This is a genomic window from Limnospira fusiformis SAG 85.79 (assembly GCF_012516315.1).
Lineage (GTDB): Bacteria > Cyanobacteriota > Cyanobacteriia > Cyanobacteriales > Microcoleaceae > Limnospira > Limnospira fusiformis.
Window position 1 is genome coordinate 2,216,033 of sequence record NZ_CP051185.1, and the last position, 22,215, is coordinate 2,238,247.

20 protein-coding genes are annotated in these 22,215 nt (G+C 41.9%); 12 read left to right on the forward strand and 8 right to left on the reverse strand.

The window, feature by feature from the left end; translation table 11 throughout:
- Positions 1–22: 22 nt before the first annotated feature.
- From HFV01_RS10620 to HFV01_RS10630, 3 genes are all read right to left on the reverse strand, one after another.
- Positions 23–247 carry a PspC domain-containing protein gene (locus tag HFV01_RS10620; RefSeq protein ID WP_006625115.1) on the reverse strand — a complete coding sequence of 75 codons (225 nt, stop codon included), beginning with the start codon at positions 245–247 and terminating at the stop codon, positions 23–25.
- 85 nt (positions 248–332) lie between these two features.
- Positions 333–1,559, reverse strand: coding sequence for a BaiN/RdsA family NAD(P)/FAD-dependent oxidoreductase (locus HFV01_RS10625; RefSeq protein WP_006668791.1), 1,227 nt, complete (start codon positions 1,557–1,559; stop codon positions 333–335).
- Positions 1,560–1,648: 89 nt separating this feature from the next.
- Positions 1,649–3,442 carry an NACHT domain-containing protein gene (locus HFV01_RS10630; RefSeq protein ID WP_006668792.1) on the reverse strand — a complete coding sequence of 598 codons (1,794 nt, stop codon included), beginning with the start codon at positions 3,440–3,442 and terminating at the stop codon, positions 1,649–1,651.
- 600 nt (positions 3,443–4,042) lie between these two features.
- Between HFV01_RS10630 and HFV01_RS10635 the strand changes: the two genes are divergently transcribed.
- Together HFV01_RS10635 and HFV01_RS10640 are read left to right on the forward strand one after the other, a co-directional pair.
- Complete coding sequence (locus tag HFV01_RS10635; RefSeq protein WP_006668793.1) at positions 4,043–4,780, forward strand: polysaccharide deacetylase family protein; 738 nt, start codon at positions 4,043–4,045, stop codon at positions 4,778–4,780.
- 2 nt (positions 4,781–4,782) lie between these two features.
- Positions 4,783–7,194: a calcium-binding protein gene (locus tag HFV01_RS10640; RefSeq protein WP_193521069.1), complete on the forward strand. Its 2,412-nt coding sequence runs from the start codon at positions 4,783–4,785 to the stop codon at positions 7,192–7,194.
- A gap of 15 nt (positions 7,195–7,209) precedes the next feature.
- On the opposite strand, the gene HFV01_RS10645 is transcribed toward HFV01_RS10640, so the two are convergent.
- Both HFV01_RS10645 and HFV01_RS10650 read right to left on the reverse strand, forming a co-directional pair.
- A complete protein-coding gene (locus HFV01_RS10645) occupies positions 7,210–10,344 on the reverse strand; it encodes a transglutaminase family protein (protein WP_006625120.1) in 3,135 nt (1,044 codons plus the stop codon).
- A 117-nt stretch (positions 10,345–10,461) separates the two neighbouring features.
- Positions 10,462–11,043: a zinc-ribbon domain-containing protein gene (locus HFV01_RS10650; RefSeq protein ID WP_006668794.1), complete on the reverse strand. Its 582-nt coding sequence runs from the start codon at positions 11,041–11,043 to the stop codon at positions 10,462–10,464.
- A gap of 403 nt (positions 11,044–11,446) precedes the next feature.
- Here HFV01_RS10650 and HFV01_RS10655 point away from each other — a divergent pair, with 403 nt between their 5' ends.
- The 9 genes from HFV01_RS10655 to HFV01_RS10695 are packed head-to-tail and all read left to right on the forward strand — an operon-like array spanning position 11,447 to position 18,715.
- Positions 11,447–12,319, forward strand: a complete 873-nt coding sequence (locus HFV01_RS10655; protein WP_006625122.1) for a Uma2 family endonuclease — start codon at positions 11,447–11,449, stop codon at positions 12,317–12,319.
- An 18-nt stretch (positions 12,320–12,337) separates the two neighbouring features.
- A complete protein-coding gene (locus HFV01_RS10660) occupies positions 12,338–13,171 on the forward strand; it encodes a Uma2 family endonuclease (RefSeq protein WP_108614852.1) in 834 nt (277 codons plus the stop codon).
- A gap of 18 nt (positions 13,172–13,189) precedes the next feature.
- The gene (locus HFV01_RS10665; RefSeq protein WP_193521070.1) at positions 13,190–13,939 is read left to right on the forward strand and encodes a Uma2 family endonuclease; all 750 of its coding nucleotides are present in this window, start codon (positions 13,190–13,192) and stop codon (positions 13,937–13,939) included.
- A gap of 18 nt (positions 13,940–13,957) precedes the next feature.
- Positions 13,958–14,812 (forward strand): Uma2 family endonuclease, encoded by an 855-nt coding sequence (locus HFV01_RS10670; protein WP_048895109.1) that lies wholly within the window; start codon positions 13,958–13,960, stop codon positions 14,810–14,812.
- Positions 14,813–14,830: 18 nt separating this feature from the next.
- The gene (locus tag HFV01_RS10675; RefSeq protein WP_006668796.1) at positions 14,831–15,622 is read left to right on the forward strand and encodes a Uma2 family endonuclease; all 792 of its coding nucleotides are present in this window, start codon (positions 14,831–14,833) and stop codon (positions 15,620–15,622) included.
- Positions 15,623–15,640: 18 nt separating this feature from the next.
- Positions 15,641–16,369: a Uma2 family endonuclease gene (locus tag HFV01_RS10680; RefSeq protein WP_048895107.1), complete on the forward strand. Its 729-nt coding sequence runs from the start codon at positions 15,641–15,643 to the stop codon at positions 16,367–16,369.
- Between the two features lie 18 nt (positions 16,370–16,387).
- Positions 16,388–17,200 (forward strand): Uma2 family endonuclease, encoded by an 813-nt coding sequence (locus HFV01_RS10685; protein WP_006668798.1) that lies wholly within the window; start codon positions 16,388–16,390, stop codon positions 17,198–17,200.
- Between the two features lie 18 nt (positions 17,201–17,218).
- A complete protein-coding gene (locus HFV01_RS10690) occupies positions 17,219–17,989 on the forward strand; it encodes a Uma2 family endonuclease (protein WP_193521071.1) in 771 nt (256 codons plus the stop codon).
- A gap of 18 nt (positions 17,990–18,007) precedes the next feature.
- The gene (locus HFV01_RS10695) at positions 18,008–18,715 is read left to right on the forward strand and encodes a Uma2 family endonuclease (RefSeq protein WP_193521072.1); all 708 of its coding nucleotides are present in this window, start codon (positions 18,008–18,010) and stop codon (positions 18,713–18,715) included.
- 56 nt (positions 18,716–18,771) lie between these two features.
- On the opposite strand, the gene HFV01_RS10700 is transcribed toward HFV01_RS10695, so the two are convergent.
- Positions 18,772–19,566, reverse strand: coding sequence for a DUF1963 domain-containing protein (locus HFV01_RS10700; RefSeq protein ID WP_006668801.1), 795 nt, complete (start codon positions 19,564–19,566; stop codon positions 18,772–18,774).
- A gap of 159 nt (positions 19,567–19,725) precedes the next feature.
- Positions 19,726–20,346, reverse strand: a complete 621-nt coding sequence (ruvA, locus tag HFV01_RS10705) for a Holliday junction branch migration protein RuvA (RefSeq protein WP_006625125.1) — start codon at positions 20,344–20,346, stop codon at positions 19,726–19,728.
- Between the two features lie 135 nt (positions 20,347–20,481).
- Between ruvA and HFV01_RS10710 the strand changes: the two genes are divergently transcribed.
- Positions 20,482–21,732 (forward strand): MFS transporter, encoded by a 1,251-nt coding sequence (locus HFV01_RS10710; protein WP_006625126.1) that lies wholly within the window; start codon positions 20,482–20,484, stop codon positions 21,730–21,732.
- Here HFV01_RS10710 and HFV01_RS10715 read toward each other — a convergent pair.
- Positions 21,729–22,199, reverse strand: coding sequence for a M67 family metallopeptidase (locus tag HFV01_RS10715; protein ID WP_006625127.1), 471 nt, complete (start codon positions 22,197–22,199; stop codon positions 21,729–21,731). The genes HFV01_RS10710 and HFV01_RS10715 overlap by 4 nt on opposite strands.
- Positions 22,200–22,215 lie beyond the last annotated feature (16 nt).

Here is a 22,215-nt window from a genome sequence, read left to right on the forward strand (position 1 = left end):
CCTTGATTCTACCATTTAGGGGTTACAATTTGGAGGTTTTGCTATCCTCAAATTCCTCAAGAAGGGTGGGTTCCTTCGGTACTAATACCCACAGTATGGCATAGATGATAATGCCGGGGGCGGCGGATAGGCCTAAAATAATAAAGGTGAGTCTCACTAGCAAGGGGTCAACATTGAAGTATTGGGCGACTCCTCCGGCTACTCCAGCGATTTGGCAATGTTCACGGCTGCGGTATAATTTTTTCATGGTGTCCTCTCCTCTAATGGGCGATCGTTTTGGTTGACAGTGATCACTTCAATTTCTGATGGAACAATTCCCGATCGCTTCATGATTAATTGGGGTTCGGAAAACCGCCCATCCCCTGTCCGGCTAACCATCCGGTTGTCCAGGCGTTTTGAAAATTGAAGCCTCCTGTCACGCCGTCAATATCAAGAATTTCTCCGGCGAAATATAGCCCCGGACACCGCCGACTTCCCATGGTCTTAAAGTCTATTTCTTTCAGGTTGACTCCGCCACAGGTGACGAATTCTTCTTTAAAGACTCCTTTACCAGTGATTTGATGGCGACTGCGTTTTAATTCTTCGATGAGTTGATTTAAGTGTTTTTTAGATAGTTCCGCCCAAGGTTGTTGGGGGTTGATTCCTACTCGGATAATTAGATATTGCCAGAGGCGACGGGGTAAATTAATCGGACAGTGGGAAGATGGCGATCGCTTGCCAAATTCAGATTTAGTCTGGAGGATAATTTCTCGCAATTGGTCTATATTTAATTCTGGTAGCCAATCAATTATTAAGGGGGTTTTATAACGACATTCCTGCAAAAATCTAGCCCCCCAAGCTGATAATTTTAAGACGGCGGGTCCACTAATTCCCCAGTGAGTAATTAACAGGGGTCCGGTTTGGGTTAAGGGGGTTCCGGTTAGTTTTAGATTCACTGAATCTACGGATATTCCGGCTAATTCCTGCAAGGGTTTATCGGCTATATTAAAGGTGAATAGGGAGGGAACTGGGGGGATGATAGTATGTCCTAATTTTTGGGCAAAATTATAGCCGGCGGGAGTGCTTCCTGTGGCTAGTAATAGGCGATCGCATTGGTAAACTTCCTGGGATTTTAAACAGACTTGAAAGCCTCGCTCAAGTTGAGTAATACCCACAACCGCCGCCCCGGTTTTGACTTTGACTCCCGCATTTTGGGCGCTATTTAATAAGCAATTAACAATGGTTGCCGAATCATCAGTTATGGGGAACATTCGACCATCAGCCTCGGTTTTTAACTTAACTCCTCGCTGGGTAAACCAGTCTACGGTATGTTTAGCTTGAAACCTAGTAAAAGGTCCGCGCAAGGCTTTGTTACCCCTGGGATAGTTGCGAATAAACTCCACAGGGTCAAAACAGGCGTGGGTAACGTTACAGCGTCCGCCGCCAGAAATACGAACTTTGGCTAGGGGAGTTTTTCCAGCTTCTAATAGGGTAACATGGGTTTTAGGGTAGGTTTCTTTACAGGCGATCGCCCCAAAAAAACCCGCCGCCCCACCACCAATTACAATGACTTCGATCATGTCTTGTTTCTCAAAGTTTTATTAATAATTGTACCCGATAAATACCCCAGATAAATGCTGAGTAAATATCAGGCACAATTCAGGAATACTTATCCCGCCAAATGTTCTAGCAGCAGGTCGTGGACAAAACGATATCTTCCCCCTACTCTTTGGAGAATTTGGCGATCGCAGGCTTGATTAAGAAACTCCACATAATTCCAGGGTATTACTTTTTTATCCAACAGAAACCAGCGCAGGCTATAGTGTTCGATTATAGTTGCACCTCCTAAACACAAACTAAACATTAAGGCTATGGCTATTCCCGGAATTATTGCTGATAATATGGTGATATATTCCCCGGTTATATACAGATATAACATCGATAAATTTATACCTATTGGACAGGCTATACAGAACATCACCAGGCTATTTTGGGCCGCTTGATTAATCGGCTGATTCGGATATTTGATATGAGTTATACCCATTTGAGTTAAGGGAAACAGCGCCAGGATAATCAAGACAGCCATTAATCCATAAATAAACCCATAAATCAACTGCCCCATTATCCCAGCAATTAAGGCAGTAATTATGCCGCCTACCATAGCAAAAATTACCCCCTTCTTAATTTTAGACCAACCATAATTTAAGAAATGCGGGTTGAAATCATTAGCTAGTATGCCAGCAATCAACCCCACAAATCCTGATGAAAATACATCCCATAAAAAAAATACATCCCATAAAAAATTATGTATTGTACCAATAAGAATGCCGATTGTCGCGCCAAAAATCAACACAAGAATCATCAGATAAATAAACTCCAACAGTTTATTACCCAAGAAATTATGTCCGATTTGGTGTAGTACAAACTCTGACTGATTTTGTGCTTGCATACGCTTGGCTAACCATCGCAGATACCGTTTAGCCATGACGGGTTCATGGTTCAAAATGCCATGAGATTTATCTGGTGTGTTGGGTAGGTTTTTAGTTAACCTTTGGCTAATATAGATATCTAATAAATCACTCTGCAATTGACTGAGATCAGCATCGTTATTATGAAACAAATAACTATCTATTTGAGGATATAAATTTTCCCTATCAATCACAGTTATTAAATCCAGGAATAAGGGAATACTAGCTAAGGTGAGCAATCCTTTGTCGTTTTGTATTACCTCCCAGATATGTCCGCCGTCTAAAGAGTGGAGATAATTATGAATATGCTGATCAGTTAATGGTTGTAAATACACTAATCCTTGTAAAGAATCAATAGTTTTTCCCGATTGTAAATAGTGGTCATCACGACAACAAACTACTCCATCTCGAACATTGAAAAACTCACTTAGTTTCTCAAAAGGTACTTGTTGTAATCCATCAATAAGAGGCAGTATTTTACCATTTTTCAGCCATTTTTTGGCAATAAATCTGGGTAAATTATAGCGATTTTTTAAATCTTCAACCAGCCAACTATCAATAGATTGTTTAGGATTGTTCAAAGTAGCTAATTCAAATAAAATCGGGATAGCACTATCTGAGTCTTCTTCGGCGATTTTAATTAAATCTCTGGCTAATTTCAAAAGTAGGGTGGTTTTTCCTATTCCTGGTTTCCCTAAAATTAATAGTTTCTGCTGGGATACTTTAAATATATCTAGGACTGTTTGTTGGGGTTCTTCGCCTTCTTTTCTGGTAAAAATATGTTCCGGGAGTTGGTGTCGCCATTGTTCCCTAAATGCAGGGTTTAACGAGGATGTTAGGGATAATTGGGGTATTCTGCCATTAGTTTCTGCTTCGGGTTTAGCCACCCGTGAAATTAATTGATCACTGTGGAGGGAATTGTGCAAACGAACTACTACATCATCTTGTTGAATTTTGAGAATTTGTGTACGCCAGTATGATTGGTCAAAATACATTGATAATCACGTAAAACTCCTGGGAGGGTTGGAAGCTCCGTGATTGATCACGGAGAGGAAAACCGACTCAAGCGGCTGACCGCCGCCAGCACCCCCTTGCGGGGTGGAGGGGTATGGTTGCCCCTCCATGGAGCTATGGTTGGCTCCGACTCCCTTGCGGGGTAATGTTTGCGCTTGCGCTAACGCGCACGCTGCGCGAACGCCAATGTTCAGAGTCGGTACTATCCAAATCGCACGTCCTTAACCCCTTAGAGATGTTTAACGATTCGGTTCTAGGGCCTGGAACTAGCACGCATTCCCGGGTAGGAACTTTAACTCTTGCTCTGAACGGAGCCAGTTAAGGCTATAGCTGGTCAGCTACCTGAAAGGGGGGCACGAAGCCCCCGTGCTTCAGCCGGGGGTGCTGACTTTGCTACAATTGGTCTAAGTACGATTATAGATCAAACTCGGATTTTTCGCAAATCCTATGTTAATGGGGAGGATAAACTATTACACGCTATAGAGTCGGTGTTGTCTACTGGTCTGGCTGAAGGTGAGAGTTTCGCCTAAGTTCATCAACTCAATAACTGTTGGTAGGTCACGAGTAAGGAAATTGGTAACATGGCTAAATCTCCCATCAAACTGCAACTAGCTTTTTTGTATCCGTTATTATACCCTCTGTTAAAATTCGGTTTTCCTAATTGTTTATGGAGTGGTAATTTATCTCAACGACAAATCGCCCTAACTATAGATGACGGTCCCCATCCTCAATATACCTTGGAATTATTGCAAGTTTTGGACTATTGTCAGATTAAAGCTAGTTTTTTTTGGTTGGGAATTTTCGTCGAAAAATATCCTAAAATTGCTCAAGAAGTCCATCAGCGCGGGCATTTGATTGGGATTCATGGTTATCAGCACAAGTCTTTTACTAGGTTAAATAAACGAGAATTAAAGTTAAGTTTAGACCGAACTCAATCGGCGATTTGTCAGATTTGTGGATTGCCAGAAAATCAAGTTATCTATGTGCGTCCTCCTAATGGATTGTTTACCGGGAAAACTTTACAACTTCTGAATAATTGGAACTATCGAACAGTGATGTGGTCTGTGGTTCCGGAAGATTGGGTAGAACCGGGGGTAGAGGTGGTGAGCGATCGCATTTTGCGACAGACTAAAAATGGCTCGATAATTGTCCTTCATGATGGCTATTTTGGTGGCTGTCATGTAGCAGAAACTAGCGCTAAGGTGATTCCAAAATTATTAAAACAAGGATATGAGTTTGTCACTATTGATCAGTTGTGGATGGGAAGAAAAAATGATACCCTGTTCCCTGTTAGTAATAAAATGCGATCGCCTAATTAACTATGGTATTAAGACCTGAAACTGATCCAATTACTGGTTTGCTGCGCCTTGTCGGAGATGATAACCCCGTAGATATCACCTTTTTTGAGAATCAATTAGGGGTGTTTCCCTTGGGAGTATTTCTAGGGTCTGGAAATGATACAGTCCGAAGTTTAGTAGACCCAGCACTAATTTATGGAAACCAGGGGAATGATCAAATATTTGGAGGGGGAGGAAATGACACCTTATATGGCGGTCAGGGAGATGATTATATCGAGGGTAATGAAGGTGATGATTTAATCTTTGGAAATGCTGGGAATGATATCCTATCAGGAGGACCGGGAAATGATACCATATTTGGGGGACCGGGAAATGATGTTATTGATGGAGATGCGGGAAATAATCTAATTTATGGTGGACAAGGTTCTGATATTCTTAGGGGTGGAGAAGGTAATGATTTAATTTTGGGAGATGCTGGAGAAAATACCATCTTTGGCGGACCAGGAAATGATACCTTATATGGGGGAACTGATGATGATCAAATTGGTGGCGGACTGGGAAATGATCTGATTTTGGGCGGATCTGGTGATGATATTATTAGCGGTGGCGAGGGGGATGATACCATCTATGGGGGACTGGGAAACGATCTGATTTTAGCAGACGAGGGTAATAATATACTATTCGGAAATTCCGGGAGTAATACCCTAGTGGGAGGGACGGGAAATGATACCTTTGTCTTAGAGGCTGGTAATGGTTTGACCACCATTGCTGACACTGATCAGATTTTTGATTTTACCCCCGGACAAGATACTATTTTGCTACTGGGAGATGCTCCCATAGACCAGCTAAATATTATTCTTGATGACACTAACCCTAATATAAATAATACCATTCTGGAAACTCCCACCGGAGAAATTATAGCCCTATTGCGAGGTATCCGTCCTAATGATATTAACCGCAGTGACTTTTTTGTTCCGGGTGTTTTATCCTTTGAATCAACCAGATTTGAAGTACAGGATAATGGCATGAGTACCCAACCCATTACCGTGGTGCGTTCCGGTGGTGAAGATGGTGCAGTTAGTGTAACTTTGATTCCCAGTTTATTAACTCCTTTACCTCCCAGGGGTGTTGATATCAGCCCAATTATGATTAATTTTCCCGATGGAGAATTGGGGGGTAAAACTGTATCAATTCTCATCGCTAATAATCCCATTGTTACCTATCCTGAAGTCTTAGAATTATCGTTACAAGATGCCACCGGAAATGCTACTTTAATTAATCCCACTGTGGCGACATTAAGCATTATTTCTGACCAGACTCCCCCTGACCCTATCCAAACCTTTAATAACCCCATACCTGAATCTTTTGCTAGGTTTGGCGCGGCTTTAGAAACTGTGAACAATCAGATTTTAATTGGTAGTCCGGGATGGAATAATTCCCAAGGTCTAGTTTATGTTTTAGACGGCACAACGGGAGAAGTTTTACCAGCCTTTCAGAACCCTTCTGCTAATGCTGGAAGTTCAGAGTTTGGCGCTGCTATTGCTAGTTTAGGTTTAGCCCCGGTAATTGGTGCGCCCACAGATAGTAGCATCGCCTTTGCTTCGGGTGCGGTTTATGTTTATAATACGATAACTGGTTTACCCGTAACTCAATTATTTAATCCCACCCCAGAACCTTTTGATTATTTTGGCTACAGTTTGGCGACTATTGGTAATGATATAATAATTGGTGCGCCAGGGGATAGTACATCGGAATTGCGAGGGGGAATTGCTTATTTATTTGATGGTATAACCGGAGAATTACGGCAAATTTTTAATAATCCTAACCCGCAACCAGATGATTATTTTGGGGCGGCGATCGCCTCTGTGGGAGACTGGGTATTAATTGGCGCACCGGGTAGTTTGGGAATTGGTCAGTCAAACAGTCCGGGTTCGGCTTATTTATTTAATAGTGTAACGGGAGATTTAATCCAGTCTTTCCGTAACCCTAACCCAGGACTAGATAATTTTGGTCATGCTGTCGCCTGGACGGGAATTGGACGGGATATTATCATCGGATCTCCGGGTGATGACCAGCGGGGAATAAATGCTGGGGCGGCATTTTTAATTGATGGTATTACTGGGTCAATTTTGGCAAATTACACACCGGAAAACTTGCGGACAGGCGATCGCTTTGGTGAGTTCATAACCACCACCAGCAACAATAATGTTGTGGTAGGATCTCCCGGTTTCGGTCCTTTCGATTTTGGGGCGGCGTTCAAATTCCAGTTACGCACCGGGGAATTATTAGAAACCTATTTACACCCCGAACTTCCTCCCAGTGATGGAGTGTTGAACTTTGGTAGTGCGATCGCCAGCTTTAATGCAGGGCTAATAATTGCCGCCCCAGACACGAATATCGGCTTAGAAGGTGTTGGGGCGGTTTATCAGTTTTAGGCGACTTTAATGGATTTATACCCGGCGCAAATCTAAGGTTAAAGGGTATTCAGGGCTTAAATTGGGGGTGGAAATTTCCCAAGTTCCGGGAGTGTGACCCATGGCTACAAACCTTTCTAACATCCGGGACTCAGCCTCCCTTTCATTAATGGGAAATGTTGTATAAACTACCCCATTAGGAGGGTTGATATAATAACTACATCCCCCAATAGAACGCATAGCCCAAGTATCAACAATATCGAATAATAGGGGAGTATGGGGGTTAATAGAAGGATGCAATAAAGCCGCATATTGTCGCGCCCGGAACCTGACCCCGCCCACATATTCCCCTGGTTTAAGGGTGGATTTTAACGGCACTGCATAGCCATTACAGGTGACAATATAACGATGGGAAAAGCCATCTAAACCGGGAGAATTTCCCATCGCCCCCCGTAACATAACCTGTAGCCTTTCCATGGAAGAATCAACATATCTAGCGTTACCACCATTTCCGGTTTCTTCTCCTAAAACGTGCCAAGGTTCTATGGCATTTCTTAACTCTAATGTCACCCCATCACGGGTAATTTCTCCATAGACGGGAAAGCGAAAATCTACAAATGGTTTAAACCACGCCAAATTAAAGGGATAACCCGCCGCGTTTAAATCCCTTAAAACTGTGCCTAAATCTTCTTCAATAAAATAGGGCAGTAAAAAGCGATCGTGTAGGGTAGTTCCCCAACGAATTAGGGGTTTAGTATAGGGATGTTCCCAAAACCAAGCTACTAGGGAACGAATTAACAACATTTGCAATAGCCCCATTTGTGCATGGGGAGGCATCGCAAAAGCCCGAAACTCTAATAGCCCTAACTGGTTGCGATAATTCTCTAATGGGTAGAGTTTATCAATACAAAATGCTGAACGGTGAGTATTTCCGGTGACATCAATTAGCAGATTTCGCAATAAGCGATCGACCAATCCGGGTGGTATTTCTCGCCCCTTTTCTAGCTCTTGAAAGGCGATTTCCAACTCATATAATCCTTCGTGTCTGGCTTCATCTACCCGGGGTGATTGGCTAGTCGGTCCGATAAATAACCCCGCAAATAAGTAGGATAAACTAGGGTGATTTTGCCAATAGGAAATCAAACTTCTTAATAAATCTGGGCGACGTAATAGGGGGCTATCTTGAACGCTTTTACCGCCAATGGTGATATGTGCGCCGCCTCCGGTACTTATGCGCCGACCATCTAGGGCATATTTTTCGGTTCCCAACCGACATAGCCGCGCTTCCTCATACAAGGTGGTGGTAATTTCGGTTAATTCTGACCAATTTTTGGCGGGGTGAATATTGACTTCAATTACTCCCGGATCTGGGGTAATCTGAAATCCCATAATCCCATCATTTCCAGGGGGGGTGTATCCTTCAACTAACACGGGAATATTAACAGCAGTGGCGGCTTTTTCAATGGCTGTAATTAAATCTAAAAAACACCGGGCGGAAGTTATGGGAGGAACGAAAACATATATACAGCCATCCCGCGCTTCTACCGCCATGGCTACCCGCACGGAATTTTCTGGTAAATTGATGGGTTCGGAACCAACCACAGCAGGTTTATGATCTAGAGATACTCGCGCTTCTGGGTGCAATTCTTCTGACCAACTTATGCTACTTAATGGCAGTCGAAATCCCAAGGGCGAATCACCTTTTAATAAAATCAATTTCTCCTGTGGTAATTTCCAAGGACAGCTACCCCAGCGTAATTCTTCGGACTCGACAACTGGTAAAATTGGTAAGGCATAACCGGCTAATTCTTCGGTTTCTAATTCATAGGTGGGAATAATGCGATCGCTTTCGATTCCTAAATGTTTAACTAATTCTTGAATAACGATTTCCGCCTGTTTAATCCCATAGCCATAATCGTCACCATCTACCGCCATGAAAGCCCGATTATGCCAAATAGGTTTACCGTCTTCTCGCCAATAACAGCCTAAAGCCCACCTCGGCAAAATTTCCCCCGGATACCATTTTCCCATGCCATAATGTAGCAAGCCGCCACCCTTGGAAAACTTATTTTCTAGGCGGTGTAATAACTGTCCGGCTAACCTGCGCTTTTCCTCTCCCAAGGCTTGTACCTGCCACTGGGGAGACTCAAAATCATCAATAGAAACAAAAGTAGGTTCCCCACCCATGGTTAAACCTACTCCCAAACTTTGCAATTTATCCTCTACTGCTTCCCCGAGGCGGTCTATGGTTTCCCATTGAGTGGGGCTATAGGGTTGACTGGTGCGGGGTTGATTTTCGTAGCGAGAAACTGTCACCGCAAACTCTAAATTTGACCCGCAAGGTTCCGCTGTTCCCTGAACTGGGGAGGCAGCCTGGGGGTCGGCGGTACACACTAGGGGAATATGACCTTCTGCTGCTAAAAAACCAGAGGTGGGGTCTAAACCAATCCAACCAGCGCCGGGAATATATACTTCCGCCCAAGCGTGTAAATCTGCATTATCAGCCTCTGGTCCTGGGGGTCCATCTAATGGGGGAACATCGGGTTTCAGTTGAATCAGATAACCCGATACGAAACGGGCAGCGAGTCCATAGTGCCGCAAAATCTGCACCATTAACCATGCTGTATCTCGACAGGAACCTATTTGAGTTTTTAGGGTTTCTTCGCAGGTTTGAATCCCTGGTTCAAATCTGACTGTATAATTAATATAATCAGAAATTTTCTGATTAATGGTAATGATAAATTCTGGGGTATATATATCTTTGACCCGGTGCTGTTCTACCCAGTCTTTGAGTATGGGGCTGGATTCATCTATTTCTAAAAAGGGGATTAATTCCCGCCCCAGTTGTTCTTCGTAGATAAACGGATAGCGTTCGGCATAGCTTTCCATGACGAAGTTAAACGGATTAATCGGGTGTAAATCCGCAATAATATCTACTGTGACCCCTAGGCGATCGGTTTTTGATAAAAAGTTCAGCCTCCCCAAATAATTGCCATAGGGGTCCTGTTGCCAGGTCATCGTATAATCACTAGGTTCAATCTTGAGGGAATAGCTATTAATGGGGGTGCGACAGTGGGGAGAAGGTCGCAATCCTAATGTATGAGGACCTAGAATTACTGGCTTTTCAAAATGGTAGACAAGCTGATGGTTTAGGCTAACTTTTACTGACATAACTCAATTTGGGCAAGAGGGATATATGGTTCGGAATTTCGCAATTTCAGCCGGCAAAAGACAATACAAAAAAGTTACCTCTCTTGCCTTTTGTCTCTTGCCTTTTGCCCATTGCTATTAATGGAGTTGATGACCACAGCTTCCGCAGAAGCGATCGTCAGGTTGTACTGTCGCACCGCAGTTACTACAGAATTTACGATTTCCTGATGATGGCGCAGATGATGGCTCAGAAGAACCCATTTTTAGTTCCATGGTACCCATCCGCATTTCCATGGGGTTCATACTCATTTGCATATTCCCCATTTGCATCGGTTTCATCGGTTCCATCGGTTTCATCGGTTCCATCGGTTTCATCGGTTCCATCGGTTTCATCGGTGGCATCGAAGATGCCGGGGTACTCGAAACCTGCTGAACTGACATCTGCTGGGCGCTTCCGAGGGAGGGTGTCTGACCCATGACACTCATACTACTTCCCTGGAGTTGCACGAAGTGTTCACCCTGAGCAGTTTCTATTTTCAACACTACCCCATTTCCCGTCCGATACAGGGAGGGGGGGGAAGTCCAGGTTCCGGTCTGGAACCCATTGCTGGCTTGCTGTTGCTGTCCGGGTGATCCACTGGCGATCGTCACAACAGTTTGCGACCCTTGGTTATCAAGATAAACTCTTTGACCGGTGCCTAGCTCGCATACATAAGGCATAATAGCCTCTTCCTACCATAAGAAACATCTAATGCTGATATTGTAAAATTGTTTCCTCACCAAATCCTACTTCTTAACATTTATATTATAAATTCCCCAACACTATACAGATAGCCGACTATACAGGTTCTTAACATTTTGCTGCCCTCCTCATCCAGTATATAAACTTATGTATCAAATTCCCCTAGTTATGTCATCGATATTTGATAAATCTACTGTGGCGATCGCTCTCCATATATTTATCAATACAATTACTCCTTTTTAATCTAATACCAATAACTCATAAAATCCCGAATAAATACTTAGTCATTAATAATCATGTTTGGCACACCCAACTCCCGCCTCCCCATGGTATAATTATCAAAAAATAGACTATACTATAAATACATTACTGGAGACAGCTATGACTATAGCTCAGGAATTAGAACCCACTCAAATCACTCCAGACCAAGATATTGAGTTTCCCCCCGGAGATTTAGAAAGTCAGGAGTTGCCATTGGAAAGTTATTTACACCTACAACAAATCTTGTTACTGATTAAATGCCTAGACTGGTTATGGCAAGACCGAAATGATTATTTTGATGCGGGAAACCTGACAATTTACTATAGTCCTCATCAGAAAAAATCATCAGATTTTCGCGGACCAGATTTCTTTGTGGTGTTAGACACGGAAAGGCGATCGCGGAAAAGTTGGGTAGTGTGGGAAGAAGGGGGAAAATATCCTAATATCATTGTCGAGTTATTATCAAGTTCCACAGCTAAGACTGACCGCACGGAGAAAAAGAAAATCTATCAAGATATTTTCCGCACTCCCGAATATTTCTGGTTTGACCCAGAGAGTTTAGAGTTTCAAGGATTTGCGTTAATTCAGGGAACCTATCAACCGATAACTCCCAATGATATGGGACATTTATGGAGTGAACAACTGCAACTATTCTTAGGGATAGAAAATCGTCAACTCCGCTTTTTTAGTCCTGATGGTGTTTTAGTACCAACTCCGGAAGAATCAGCCACTGAAGCTCAACAACAGTTAGGTAGCGTCCAAAATAAGTTAGTAACTACTCAAAATCAATTAGGAAGTGTTGAAAATGAGTTAGTCACTACTCAAAATCAATTAGGAAGTGTTGAAAATGAGTTAGTAATCACTCAAAATCAATTAGGTAGCGTCCAAAATGAGTTAGTAACCACTCAAAATCAATTAGAAATCGAACGACAACAGAAAGACCAACTAGCGGCTAAACTGCGAGAGTTGGGAATTGACCCCGAACAGTTGTAGATAATTGAGGTAAAAATTATGACAGTTACGGAACAGTTAGCATCACTGGAAACCTCACCAGAATGGGAAGATATCGAGTTTCCTCCCGGAGATTTAGAAAGTCAGGAGTTGCCATTGGAAACCTATTTACACCTACAACAAATCTTGTTACTGATTAAATGCCTAGACTGGTTATGGCAAGACCGCAATGATTATTTTGATGCGGGAAACCTGACGATTTACTATAGTCCTCATCAGAAAAAATCATCAGATTTTCGCGGACCAGATTTCTTTGTGGTGTTAGATACGGAAAGGCGATCGCGCAAAAGTTGGGTAGTGTGGGAAGAAGGAGGAAAATATCCTAATATCATTGTCGAGTTATTATCAAGTTCCACAGCTAAGACTGACCGCACGGAGAAAAAGAAAATCTATCAAGATATTTTCCGCACTCCGGAATATTTCTGGTTTGACCCGGAGAGTTTGGAGTTTCAGGGATTTGCGTTAATTCAGGGAACCTATCAACCGATAACCCCTAATGATATGGGACATTTATGGAGTGAACAACTGCAACTATTCTTAGGGATAGAAAATCGTCAACTTCGCTTTTTTAGTCCTGATGGTGTTTTAGTACCCACTCCCGAAGAATCAGCTACGGAAGCTCAACAACAGTTAGGTAGCGTCCAAAATGAGTTAGTAACCACTCAAAATCAATTAGGTAGCGTCCAAAATGAGTTAGTAACCACTCAAAATCAATTAGGTAGCGTCCAAAATGAGTTAGTAACCACTCAAAATCAATTAGAAATCGAACGACAACAGAAAGACCAACTAGCGGCTAAACTGCGAGAGTTGGGAATTGACCCCGAACAGTTGTAGATAATCGAGGTAAAAATTATGACAGTTACGGAACAGTTAGCATCACTGGAAACCTCACCAGAATGGGAAGATATCGAGTTTCCACCCGGAGATTTAGAAAGTCAGGAGTTGCCATTGGAAAGTTATTTACACTTACAACAAATCTTGTTACTGATTAAATGCTTAGACTGGTTATGGCGAGACCGAAATGATTATTTTGATGCGGGAAACTTGACAATTTACTATAGTCCTCATCAGAAAAAATCATCAGATTTTCGCGGACCAGATTTCTTTGTGGTGTTAGATACGGAAAGGCGATCGCGCAAAAGTTGGGTAGTGTGGGAAGAAGGGGGAAAATATCCTAATATTATTGTCGAGTTATTATCAAGTTCCACAGCTAAGACTGACCGCACGGAGAAAAAGAAAATCTATCAAGAGATTTTTCGCACTCCGGAATATTTCTGGTTTGACCCGGAGAGTTTAGAGTTTCAAGGATTTGCGTTAATTCAGGGAACCTATCAACCAATAACTCCCAATGATATGGGACATTTATGGAGTGAACAACTGCAACTATTCTTGGGGATAGAAAATCGTCAACTCCGCTTTTTTAGTCCTGATAGTGTTTTAGTACCAACCCCCGAAGAATCAGCCACTGAAGCTCAACGACAGTTAGGAAGTGTTCAAAATGAGTTAATCACTACTCAAAATCAATTGGAAATCGAACGACACCAGAAAGACCAACTAGCGGTCAAACTGCGAGAGTTGGGAATTGACCCCGAACAGTTGTAGATAATCGAGGTAAAAATTATGACAGTTACGGAACAGTTAGCATCACTGGAAACCTCACCAGAATGGGAAGATATCGAGTTTCCACCCGGAGATTTAGAAAGTCAGGAGTTGCCATTGGAAAGTTATTTACACTTACAACAAATCTTGTTACTGATTAAATGCTTAGACTGGTTATGGCGAGACCGAAATGATTATTTTGATGCGGGAAACTTGACAATTTATTATAGTCCTCATCAGAAAAAATCATCAGATTTTCGTGGACCAGATTTCTTTGTGGTGTTAGACACGGAAAGGCGATCGCGCAAAAGTTGGGTGGTGTGGGAAGAAGGGGGAAAATATCCTAATATCATTGTGGAATTATTATCAAGTTCCACAGCTAAGACTGACCGCACGGAGAAAAAGAAAATCTATCAAGATATTTTCCGTACTCCCGAATATTTCTGGTTTGACCCGGAGAGTTTAGAGTTTCAAGGATTTGCGTTAATTCAGGGAACCTATCAACCGATAACCCCTAATGATATGGGACATTTATGGAGTGAACAACTGCAACTATTCTTAGGGATAGAAAATCGTCAACTCCGCTTTTTTAGTCCTGATGGTGTTTTAGTACCCACTCCCGAAGAATCAGCTACGGAAGCTCAACAACAGTTAGGTAGCGTCCAAAATGAGTTAGTAACCACTCAAAATCAATTAGGAAGTGTTGAAAATGAGTTAGTAACTACTCAAAATCAATTAGGAAGTGTTGAAAATGAGTTAGTAACCACTCAAAATCAATTAGGTAGCGTCCAAAATGAGTTGGCAATCGAACGACAACAGAAAGACCAACTAGCTGCTAAACTGCGAGAGTTGGGAATTGACCCCGAACAATTGTAGATAATTGAGGTAAAAATTATGACAGTTACGGAACAGTTAGCATCACTGGAAACCTCACCAGAATGGGAAGATATCGAGTTTCCACCCGGAGATTTAGAAAGTCAGGAGTTGCCATTGGAAAGTTATTTACACTTACAACAAATCTTGTTACTGATTAAATGCTTAGACTGGTTATGGCGAGACCGAAATGATTATTTTGATGCGGGAAACTTGACAATTTATTATAGTCCTCATCAGAAAAAATCATCAGATTTTCGTGGACCAGATTTCTTTGTGGTGTTAGACACGGAAAGGCGATCGCGCAAAAGTTGGGTAGTGTGGGAAGAAGGGGGAAAATATCCTAATATCATTGTCGAGTTATTATCAAGTTCCACAGCTAAGACTGACCGCACGGAGAAAAAGAAAATCTATCAAGATATTTTCCGTACTCCCGAATATTTCTGGTTTGACCCGGAGAGTTTAGAGTTTCAAGGATTTGCGTTAATTCAGGGAACCTATCAACCGATAACCCCTAATGATATGGGACATTTATGGAGTGAACAACTGCAACTATTCTTAGGGATAGAAAATCGTCAACTCCGCTTTTTTAGTCCTGATGGTGTTTTAGTACCCACTCCCGAAGAATCAGCTACGGAAGCTCAACAACAGTTAGGTAGCGTCCAAAATGAGTTAGTAACCACTCAAAATCAATTAGGAAGTGTTGAAAATGAGTTAGTAACCACTCAAAATCAATTAGAAATCGAACGACAACAGAAAGACCAACTAGCGGCTAAACTGCGAGAGTTGGGAATTGACCCCGAACAGTTGTAGATAATTGAGGTAAAAATTATGACAGTTACGGAACAGTTAGCATCACTGGAAACCTCACCAGAATGGGAAGATATCGAGTTTCCTCCCGGAGATTTAGAAAGTCAGGAGTTGCCATTGGAAAGTTATTTACACCTACAACAAATCTTGTTACTGATTAAATGCCTAGACTGGTTATGGCAAGACCGAAATGATTATTTTGATGCGGGAAACCTGACTATTTATTATAGTCCTCATCAGAAAAAATCATCGGATTTTCGTGGACCAGATTTCTTTGTGGTGTTAGATACGGAAAGGCGATCGCGGAAAAGTTGGGTAGTGTGGGAAGAAGGGGGAAAATATCCTAATATCATTGTCGAGTTATTATCAAGTTCCACAGCTAAGACTGACCGCACGGAGAAAAAGAAAATCTATCAAGAGATTTTTCGCACTCCGGAATATTTCTGGTTTGACCCGGAGAGTTTAGAGTTTCAAGGATTTGCGTTAATTCAGGGAACCTATCAACCAATAACTCCCAATGATATGGGACATTTATGGAGTGAACAACTGCAACTATTCTTAGGGATAGAAAATCGTCAACTCCGCTTTTTTAGTCCTGATGGTGTTTTAGTACCCACTCCCGAAGAATCAGCTACGGAAGCTCAACGACAGTTAGGCATAGCCCAAAATGAGTTAGCCATTGAACGACAACAGAAAGACCAACTAGCTGCTAAACTGCGAGAGTTGGGAATTGACCCCGAACAGTTGTAGATAATTGAGGTAAAAATTATGACAGTTACGGAACAGTTAGCATCACTGGAAACCTCAGCCGAATGGGAAGATATCGAGTTTCCACCCGGAGATTTAGAAAGTCAGGAGTTGCCATTGGAAAGTTATTTACACCTACAACAAATCTTGTTACTGATTAAATGCCTAGACTGGTTATGGCAAGACCGAAATGATTATTTTGATGCGGGAAACCTGACTATTTATTATAGTCCTCATCAGAAAAAATCATCGGATTTTCGTGGACCAGATTTCTTTGTGGTGTTAGATACGGAAAGGCGATCGCGCAAAAGTTGGGTGGTGTGGGAAGAAGGGGGAAAATATCCTAATATCATTGTGGAATTATTATCAAGTTCCACAGCTAACACTGACCGGACTGAGAAAAAGAAAATCTATCAGGATATTTTTCGCACTCCGGAATATTTCTGGTTTGACCCGGAGAGTTTAGAGTTTCAAGGATTTGCGTTAATTCAGGGAACCTATCAACCAATAACTCCCAATGATATGGGACATTTATGGAGTGAACAACTGCAACTATTCTTGGGGATAGAAAATCGTCAACTCCGCTTTTTTAGTCCTGATGGTGTTTTAGTACCCACTCCCGAAGAATCAGCTACGGAAGCTCAACAACAGTTAGGTAGCGTCCAAAATGAGTTAGTAACCACTCAAAATCAATTAGGTAGCATCCAAAATCAGTTAGTAACCACTCAAAATCAATTAGGTAGCATCCAAAATCAGTTAGCCATTGAACGACAACAGAAAGACCAACTAGCTGCTAAACTGCGAGAGTTGGGAATTGACCCCGAACAGTTGTAGATAATTGAGGTAAAAATTATGACAGTTACGGAACAGTTAGCATCACTGGAAACCTCACCAGAATGGGAAGATATCGAGTTTCCTCCCGGAGATTTAGAAAGTCAGGAGTTGCCATTGGAAAGTTATTTACACCTACAACAAATCTTGTTACTGATTAAATGCCTAGACTGGTTATGGCAAGACCGAAATGATTATTTTGATGCGGGAAACCTGACTATTTATTATAGTCCTCATCAGCAAAAATCATCAGATTTTCGTGGACCAGATTTCTTTGTGGTGTTAGATACGGAAAGGCGATCGCGCAAAAGTTGGGTGGTGTGGGAAGAAGGGGGAAAATATCCTAATATCATTGTCGAGTTATTATCAAGTTCCACAGCTAAGACTGACCGCACGGAGAAAAAGAAAATCTATCAAGAGATTTTTCGCACTCCGGAATATTTCTGGTTTGACCCGGAGAGTTTAGAGTTTCAAGGATTTGCGTTAATTCAGGGAACCTATCAACCAATAACTCCCAATGATATGGGACATTTATGGAGTGAACAACTGCAACTATTCTTAGGGATAGAAAATCGTCAACTCCGCTTTTTTAGTCCTGATGGTGTTTTAGTACCAACTCCGGAAGAATCAGCTACGGAAGCTCAACAGCAGTTAGGAAGTGTTCAAAATGAGTTAGTAACCACTCAAAATCAATTGGGTAGCGTCCAAAATCAGTTAGCCATTGAACGACAACAGAAAGACCAACTAGCTGCTAAACTGCGAGAATTAGGAATTGACCCCGAACAGTTGTAGATAATTGAGGTAAAAATTATGACAGTTACGGAACAGTTAGCATCACTGGAAACCTCAGCCGAATGGGAAGATATCGAGTTTCCACCCGGAGATTTAGAAAGTCAGGAGTTGCCATTGTCAAGCTATTTACACTTACAACAAATCTTGTTACTAATTAAATGCCTAGACTGGTTATGGCAAGACCGAAATGATTATTTTGATGCGGGAAACCTGACTATTTATTATAGTCCTCATCAGCAAAAATCATCAGATTTTCGTGGACCAGATTTCTTTGTGGTGTTAGATACGGAAAGGCGATCGCGCAAAAGTTGGGTAGTGTGGGAAGAAGGGGGAAAATATCCTAATATCATTGTCGAGTTATTATCAAGTTCCACAGCTAAGACTGACCGCACGGAGAAAAAGAAAATCTATCAAGAGATTTTTCGCACTCCGGAATATTTCTGGTTTGACCCGGAGAGTTTAGAGTTTCAAGGATTTGCGTTAATTCAGGGAACCTATCAACCGATAACCCCTAATGATATGGGACATTTATGGAGTGAACAACTGCAACTATTCTTAGGGATAGAAAATCGTCAACTCCGCTTTTTTAGTCCTGATGGTGTTTTAGTCCCGACTCCGGAAGAATCAGCTACGGAAGCTCAACAGCAGTTAGAAGTTGAACGACAACAGAAAGACAAACTAGCTGCTAAATTGCGAGAGTTGGGGATTGACCCTGAACAGTTGTAAATAATGCGGGTTAAATCATTGACAGACATTAGAAACACTTAAATCTATGACGGCTTTCAAACCCTCATAAAATAGGATTTAACCCCGCCAAAATCTCCTTTAATAAGCTGTTCTTCGTCAATATAGAAATAGAAATAATCAGAACAATCAAAAGGATGATTAAATTCTAATAATAATTGTCCTTTGGCATTATGTAAAACTTCTGGTACATAGGAATGAAACTCTGGAAATCCTGCCATTTTAGCGTTAATACCAACTTGATTTTCTGGCTGATAATCTAAAAACCATTCGTCAAATTTATCGCCAATGTCTGTCAATTTATCGGGAATACTATTGTAGCAATAATCCCAAAATATATCCTCTCCTACAGAAAAATCGATTGTATAAATATGGTGATACCATTCATCCCTGTAACGCTTATCTAGGGTGAAGCTAAAATCTGTGACCAGGGTGCTTTCATCTTGAGAAATTTCTGGGAAATAGATAATCCGGTGTGGTTCTGGACCCAGTACACACATGGGGACACTGAGACTAGAATAGAACTGTAATAGACCCTGAGATGGCAATTTAAACCCGGGGAGAGAAGGAACCTCCGCACAGTTAATCTGGAGTAAAAACATCATCATTTCCCCAGTTTGACGATCGCAAGGATACTCCATTCCCTTGGGTAAATAGGGCAACCCTCCGACCTTAGTTTCCCACAACTTCAGGGGATCATTGCTGAGGTCTTTGGCTAAAAAACCCTGTTTATTAAAAGCCAGATTAATATAGGGTTGCACATTACTAACCAGGAAAGAACGCAGAGATTCAAACTCCGGGGGTAAATCTTCTAACAAGCGAGGTGTTACCATAAATAAAACTGCGACGGCGCACAGTCTTAAAGAACTTGATACTGTTTTAGCATAGTTTGGCGAAAGTTGCTAGGTCAAAGACAAATCATATCTTAACTGCTATTTATAATAACACTAATTGTGACTATATTGTTGATTGGTTCCATGTCGGCTTTGTCTCTATAAAATCGATATCGCATATTTAATCCAATCTTCTGCACTATTATTTTCTGATAAATTAGGATGAGATGTAATAGCTTTTAAGGCTTGCATAACTTCGGAAGTGGTATAACCTAAAGCCAACAGAGATATTTCTACTTCCTCTTGGATTTCTGCACTTAAATTAGATGTGGAAACTGTAGGAAGTCCTGCTTGTTTTCGCCACTCTGATAACTTGGTTTTTAATTCTAGGGTAATCCGTTCGGCTGTTTTTTTTCCCACTCCCGGAGTTTTAGTTAAAATCCCGGTATTTCCGCCCACAATTGCTTGGACTAAATCCGGTAATGCGAGGGTATCTAAAAGGGCGATCGCCAATTGCATACCAATACCACTAACACTCACTAATTGACGAAATAGATCTCGTTCCGCCATACTGCTAAACCCATACAAAACCATCAGATCATCCCGGATATGTAGATGAGTAAATACCTGTAAATTTTCGCCTATTTTAGCATCTAAATTCTGCATCCTGGGTAAAATTTGCAACTCATAACCAACTCCATTAACATCAAGCCATAAAAAGACTCTATTTCCCGTCTTTTTATAAATACCAGCTACAGTGCCATTTAAATAACCAATCATAGTCTATTTTTCCTCAAATTATCATAAATTAACCCCGGCTAACGAATAAACTCACTCTGGTTGAGATAGCTATTCACGGTTTGACTGTAATTTGCTACGATCGCCAACATACAAAATAGCATTAAGGCAATAGTTTTGAGTACAAATCGCTTTTGGTCTTGGCTACCTCAACTGTCACGACAAGTGTGGATTTTAGCAGTTGGTCGTCTACTGTCCCAAACGGGAACAGGATTTACCCTATTTTACGCGCCAATTTTCTTTGTTAATCAGGTAGGTTTATCCTCAACCGCCGTAGGAATAGCGCTAGGAAGCGCCCAAATTTCCGGGGTAATTGGGAGAGTCTTCGGGGGGTCTTGTTGTGACTCTCCTCGCTTCGGTCGGCGCTGGACATTATTGGTATCGGCGATAATTTCTGCCCTCTCATCTTTTGTCCTAGCATTTACCACCAATTTTATGATGTTAATTCTAGGGAATTTATTGTTAGGATTAGGTATCGGACTTTACTGGCCAGCCACAGAAACCATAGTAGCTGATTTAACCACGGGAAAGACCCGCAACGAAGCCTATGCTATCACTCGTTTGGGGGATAATATCGGCTTACAGGTCGGCATTATCATGGGTGGGGTAGTGATTGCCACAACGGGGGCTTATCGACTGTTATTTGTGCTAGATGGATTGTCTTTCCTCATCTTTTTTATAGTGATTTATCTAGCGATAGCGGAAACTTACCAATCCCCTATTATATCAACAGATACCGAATCCGCTGCATCTTCTAATAGTTGGATGGTGGCTTTAAGCGATCGCACCCTATTAATTTATGCAGCAGTCAATATTTTATTTACCTTCTATATGTCGCAAATTCATAGCACCATTCCCCTATATCTTAACAACTTTGTGAAAGCCGAATTTTCCAGCATCACCATTAGCGCCCTGTTTGCCGGACACACAGCGATCGCCATCTTACTTTTACTCCCCATGTCCCGCATTCTTAATCCTCTCAGTCGCCCCCATGCCCTAATTGTATCAGCTATACTATGGGGCATAGGATTTTTAATTACGGGGTTAATGGGAATAGTAAAAACCGGAACTTTAACCTTAGCTATTCTGGGATTAGGAATTTTAGCGATCGCTACAGTTACTTATAGCCCCGCCGCCTCGTCCTTAGCGGCTAATCTGGCCCCGGACTCCCTGCGAGGAATTTATTTAGCTATTAATTCTCAATGTTGGGCGATCGGTTATTTAATCGGCCCCCCTCTTGGGGGATTAGCCCTTGATCAAACCCAGGAAATTATTAGCCAATTTTGGTTAGGATTAGCCCTAAGTGTCTTGATAGCGATCGCCATTTTACAGCATCTGCATAAAACCATGAAGCATCTCAACCACTAATCCCTATATATCAATTCTTCAGCTTGAAACTGATGGTTAGTATCTAAACACCAGTTGAGTAAGTCAGTAGCCTGACCCCCGATCACAGAAACAATAATATAGGAGTATTCCGACCAGGCGCAAACCCGATCAAATTCTGAAGGAATCGCAGTATGATCGGGGTGCGAATGATATATACCAATAATCGAAAGATGGCGATCGCGTCCCTCCTTTTGCGCTTTCATTAACGCTTCTGGGGCGATCGTAAAACGTTCTTGGCGAGTGGTTATATTGGGGCTATTGTCTAACCCTTGGAATACCTCAGCAGTGACTGGACTCCAAGCATTTTCCATCGACCAAACTTCCATAATCATTTTGCGATCGCCTGAGTCTTGCCGCCCCATGAGCAAACCACAACACTCCTGGGGATAACTTTGTTCTGCATGATTCCGAATTTTAGCAACTTGTTCAGAGGTGATAATTAACATAATTTTGGCATCAATT

Bases quoted from the DNA above. Each gene is read 5' to 3' on its own strand.
- HFV01_RS10680 (WP_048895107.1), top strand. From the start codon at position 15,641: ATGACAGTTACGGAACAGTTAGCATCACTGGAAACCTCACCAGAATGG.
- HFV01_RS10695 (WP_193521072.1), top strand. From the start codon at position 18,008: ATGACAGTTACGGAACAGTTAGCATCACTGGAAACCTCAGCCGAATGG.
- HFV01_RS10635 (WP_006668793.1), top strand. From the start codon at position 4,043: ATGGCTAAATCTCCCATCAAACTGCAACTAGCTTTTTTGTATCCGTTA.
- HFV01_RS10670 (WP_048895109.1), top strand. From the start codon at position 13,958: ATGACAGTTACGGAACAGTTAGCATCACTGGAAACCTCACCAGAATGG.
- HFV01_RS10625 (WP_006668791.1), bottom strand. From the start codon at position 1,559: ATGATCGAAGTCATTGTAATTGGTGGTGGGGCGGCGGGTTTTTTTGGG.
- HFV01_RS10645 (WP_006625120.1), bottom strand. From the start codon at position 10,344: ATGTCAGTAAAAGTTAGCCTAAACCATCAGCTTGTCTACCATTTTGAA.
- HFV01_RS10665 (WP_193521070.1), top strand. From the start codon at position 13,190: ATGACAGTTACGGAACAGTTAGCATCACTGGAAACCTCACCAGAATGG.
- HFV01_RS10620 (WP_006625115.1), bottom strand. From the start codon at position 247: ATGAAAAAATTATACCGCAGCCGTGAACATTGCCAAATCGCTGGAGTA.
- HFV01_RS10630 (WP_006668792.1), bottom strand. From the start codon at position 3,442: ATGTATTTTGACCAATCATACTGGCGTACACAAATTCTCAAAATTCAA.
- HFV01_RS10690 (WP_193521071.1), top strand. From the start codon at position 17,219: ATGACAGTTACGGAACAGTTAGCATCACTGGAAACCTCACCAGAATGG.
- HFV01_RS10640 (WP_193521069.1), top strand. From the start codon at position 4,783: ATGGTATTAAGACCTGAAACTGATCCAATTACTGGTTTGCTGCGCCTT.
- HFV01_RS10655 (WP_006625122.1), top strand. From the start codon at position 11,447: ATGACTATAGCTCAGGAATTAGAACCCACTCAAATCACTCCAGACCAA.
- ruvA (WP_006625125.1), bottom strand. From the start codon at position 20,346: ATGATTGGTTATTTAAATGGCACTGTAGCTGGTATTTATAAAAAGACG.
- HFV01_RS10685 (WP_006668798.1), top strand. From the start codon at position 16,388: ATGACAGTTACGGAACAGTTAGCATCACTGGAAACCTCAGCCGAATGG.
- HFV01_RS10660 (WP_108614852.1), top strand. From the start codon at position 12,338: ATGACAGTTACGGAACAGTTAGCATCACTGGAAACCTCACCAGAATGG.
- HFV01_RS10715 (WP_006625127.1), bottom strand. From the start codon at position 22,199: ATGTTAATTATCACCTCTGAACAAGTTGCTAAAATTCGGAATCATGCA.
- HFV01_RS10650 (WP_006668794.1), bottom strand. From the start codon at position 11,043: ATGCCTTATGTATGCGAGCTAGGCACCGGTCAAAGAGTTTATCTTGAT.
- HFV01_RS10675 (WP_006668796.1), top strand. From the start codon at position 14,831: ATGACAGTTACGGAACAGTTAGCATCACTGGAAACCTCACCAGAATGG.
- HFV01_RS10700 (WP_006668801.1), bottom strand. From the start codon at position 19,566: ATGGTAACACCTCGCTTGTTAGAAGATTTACCCCCGGAGTTTGAATCT.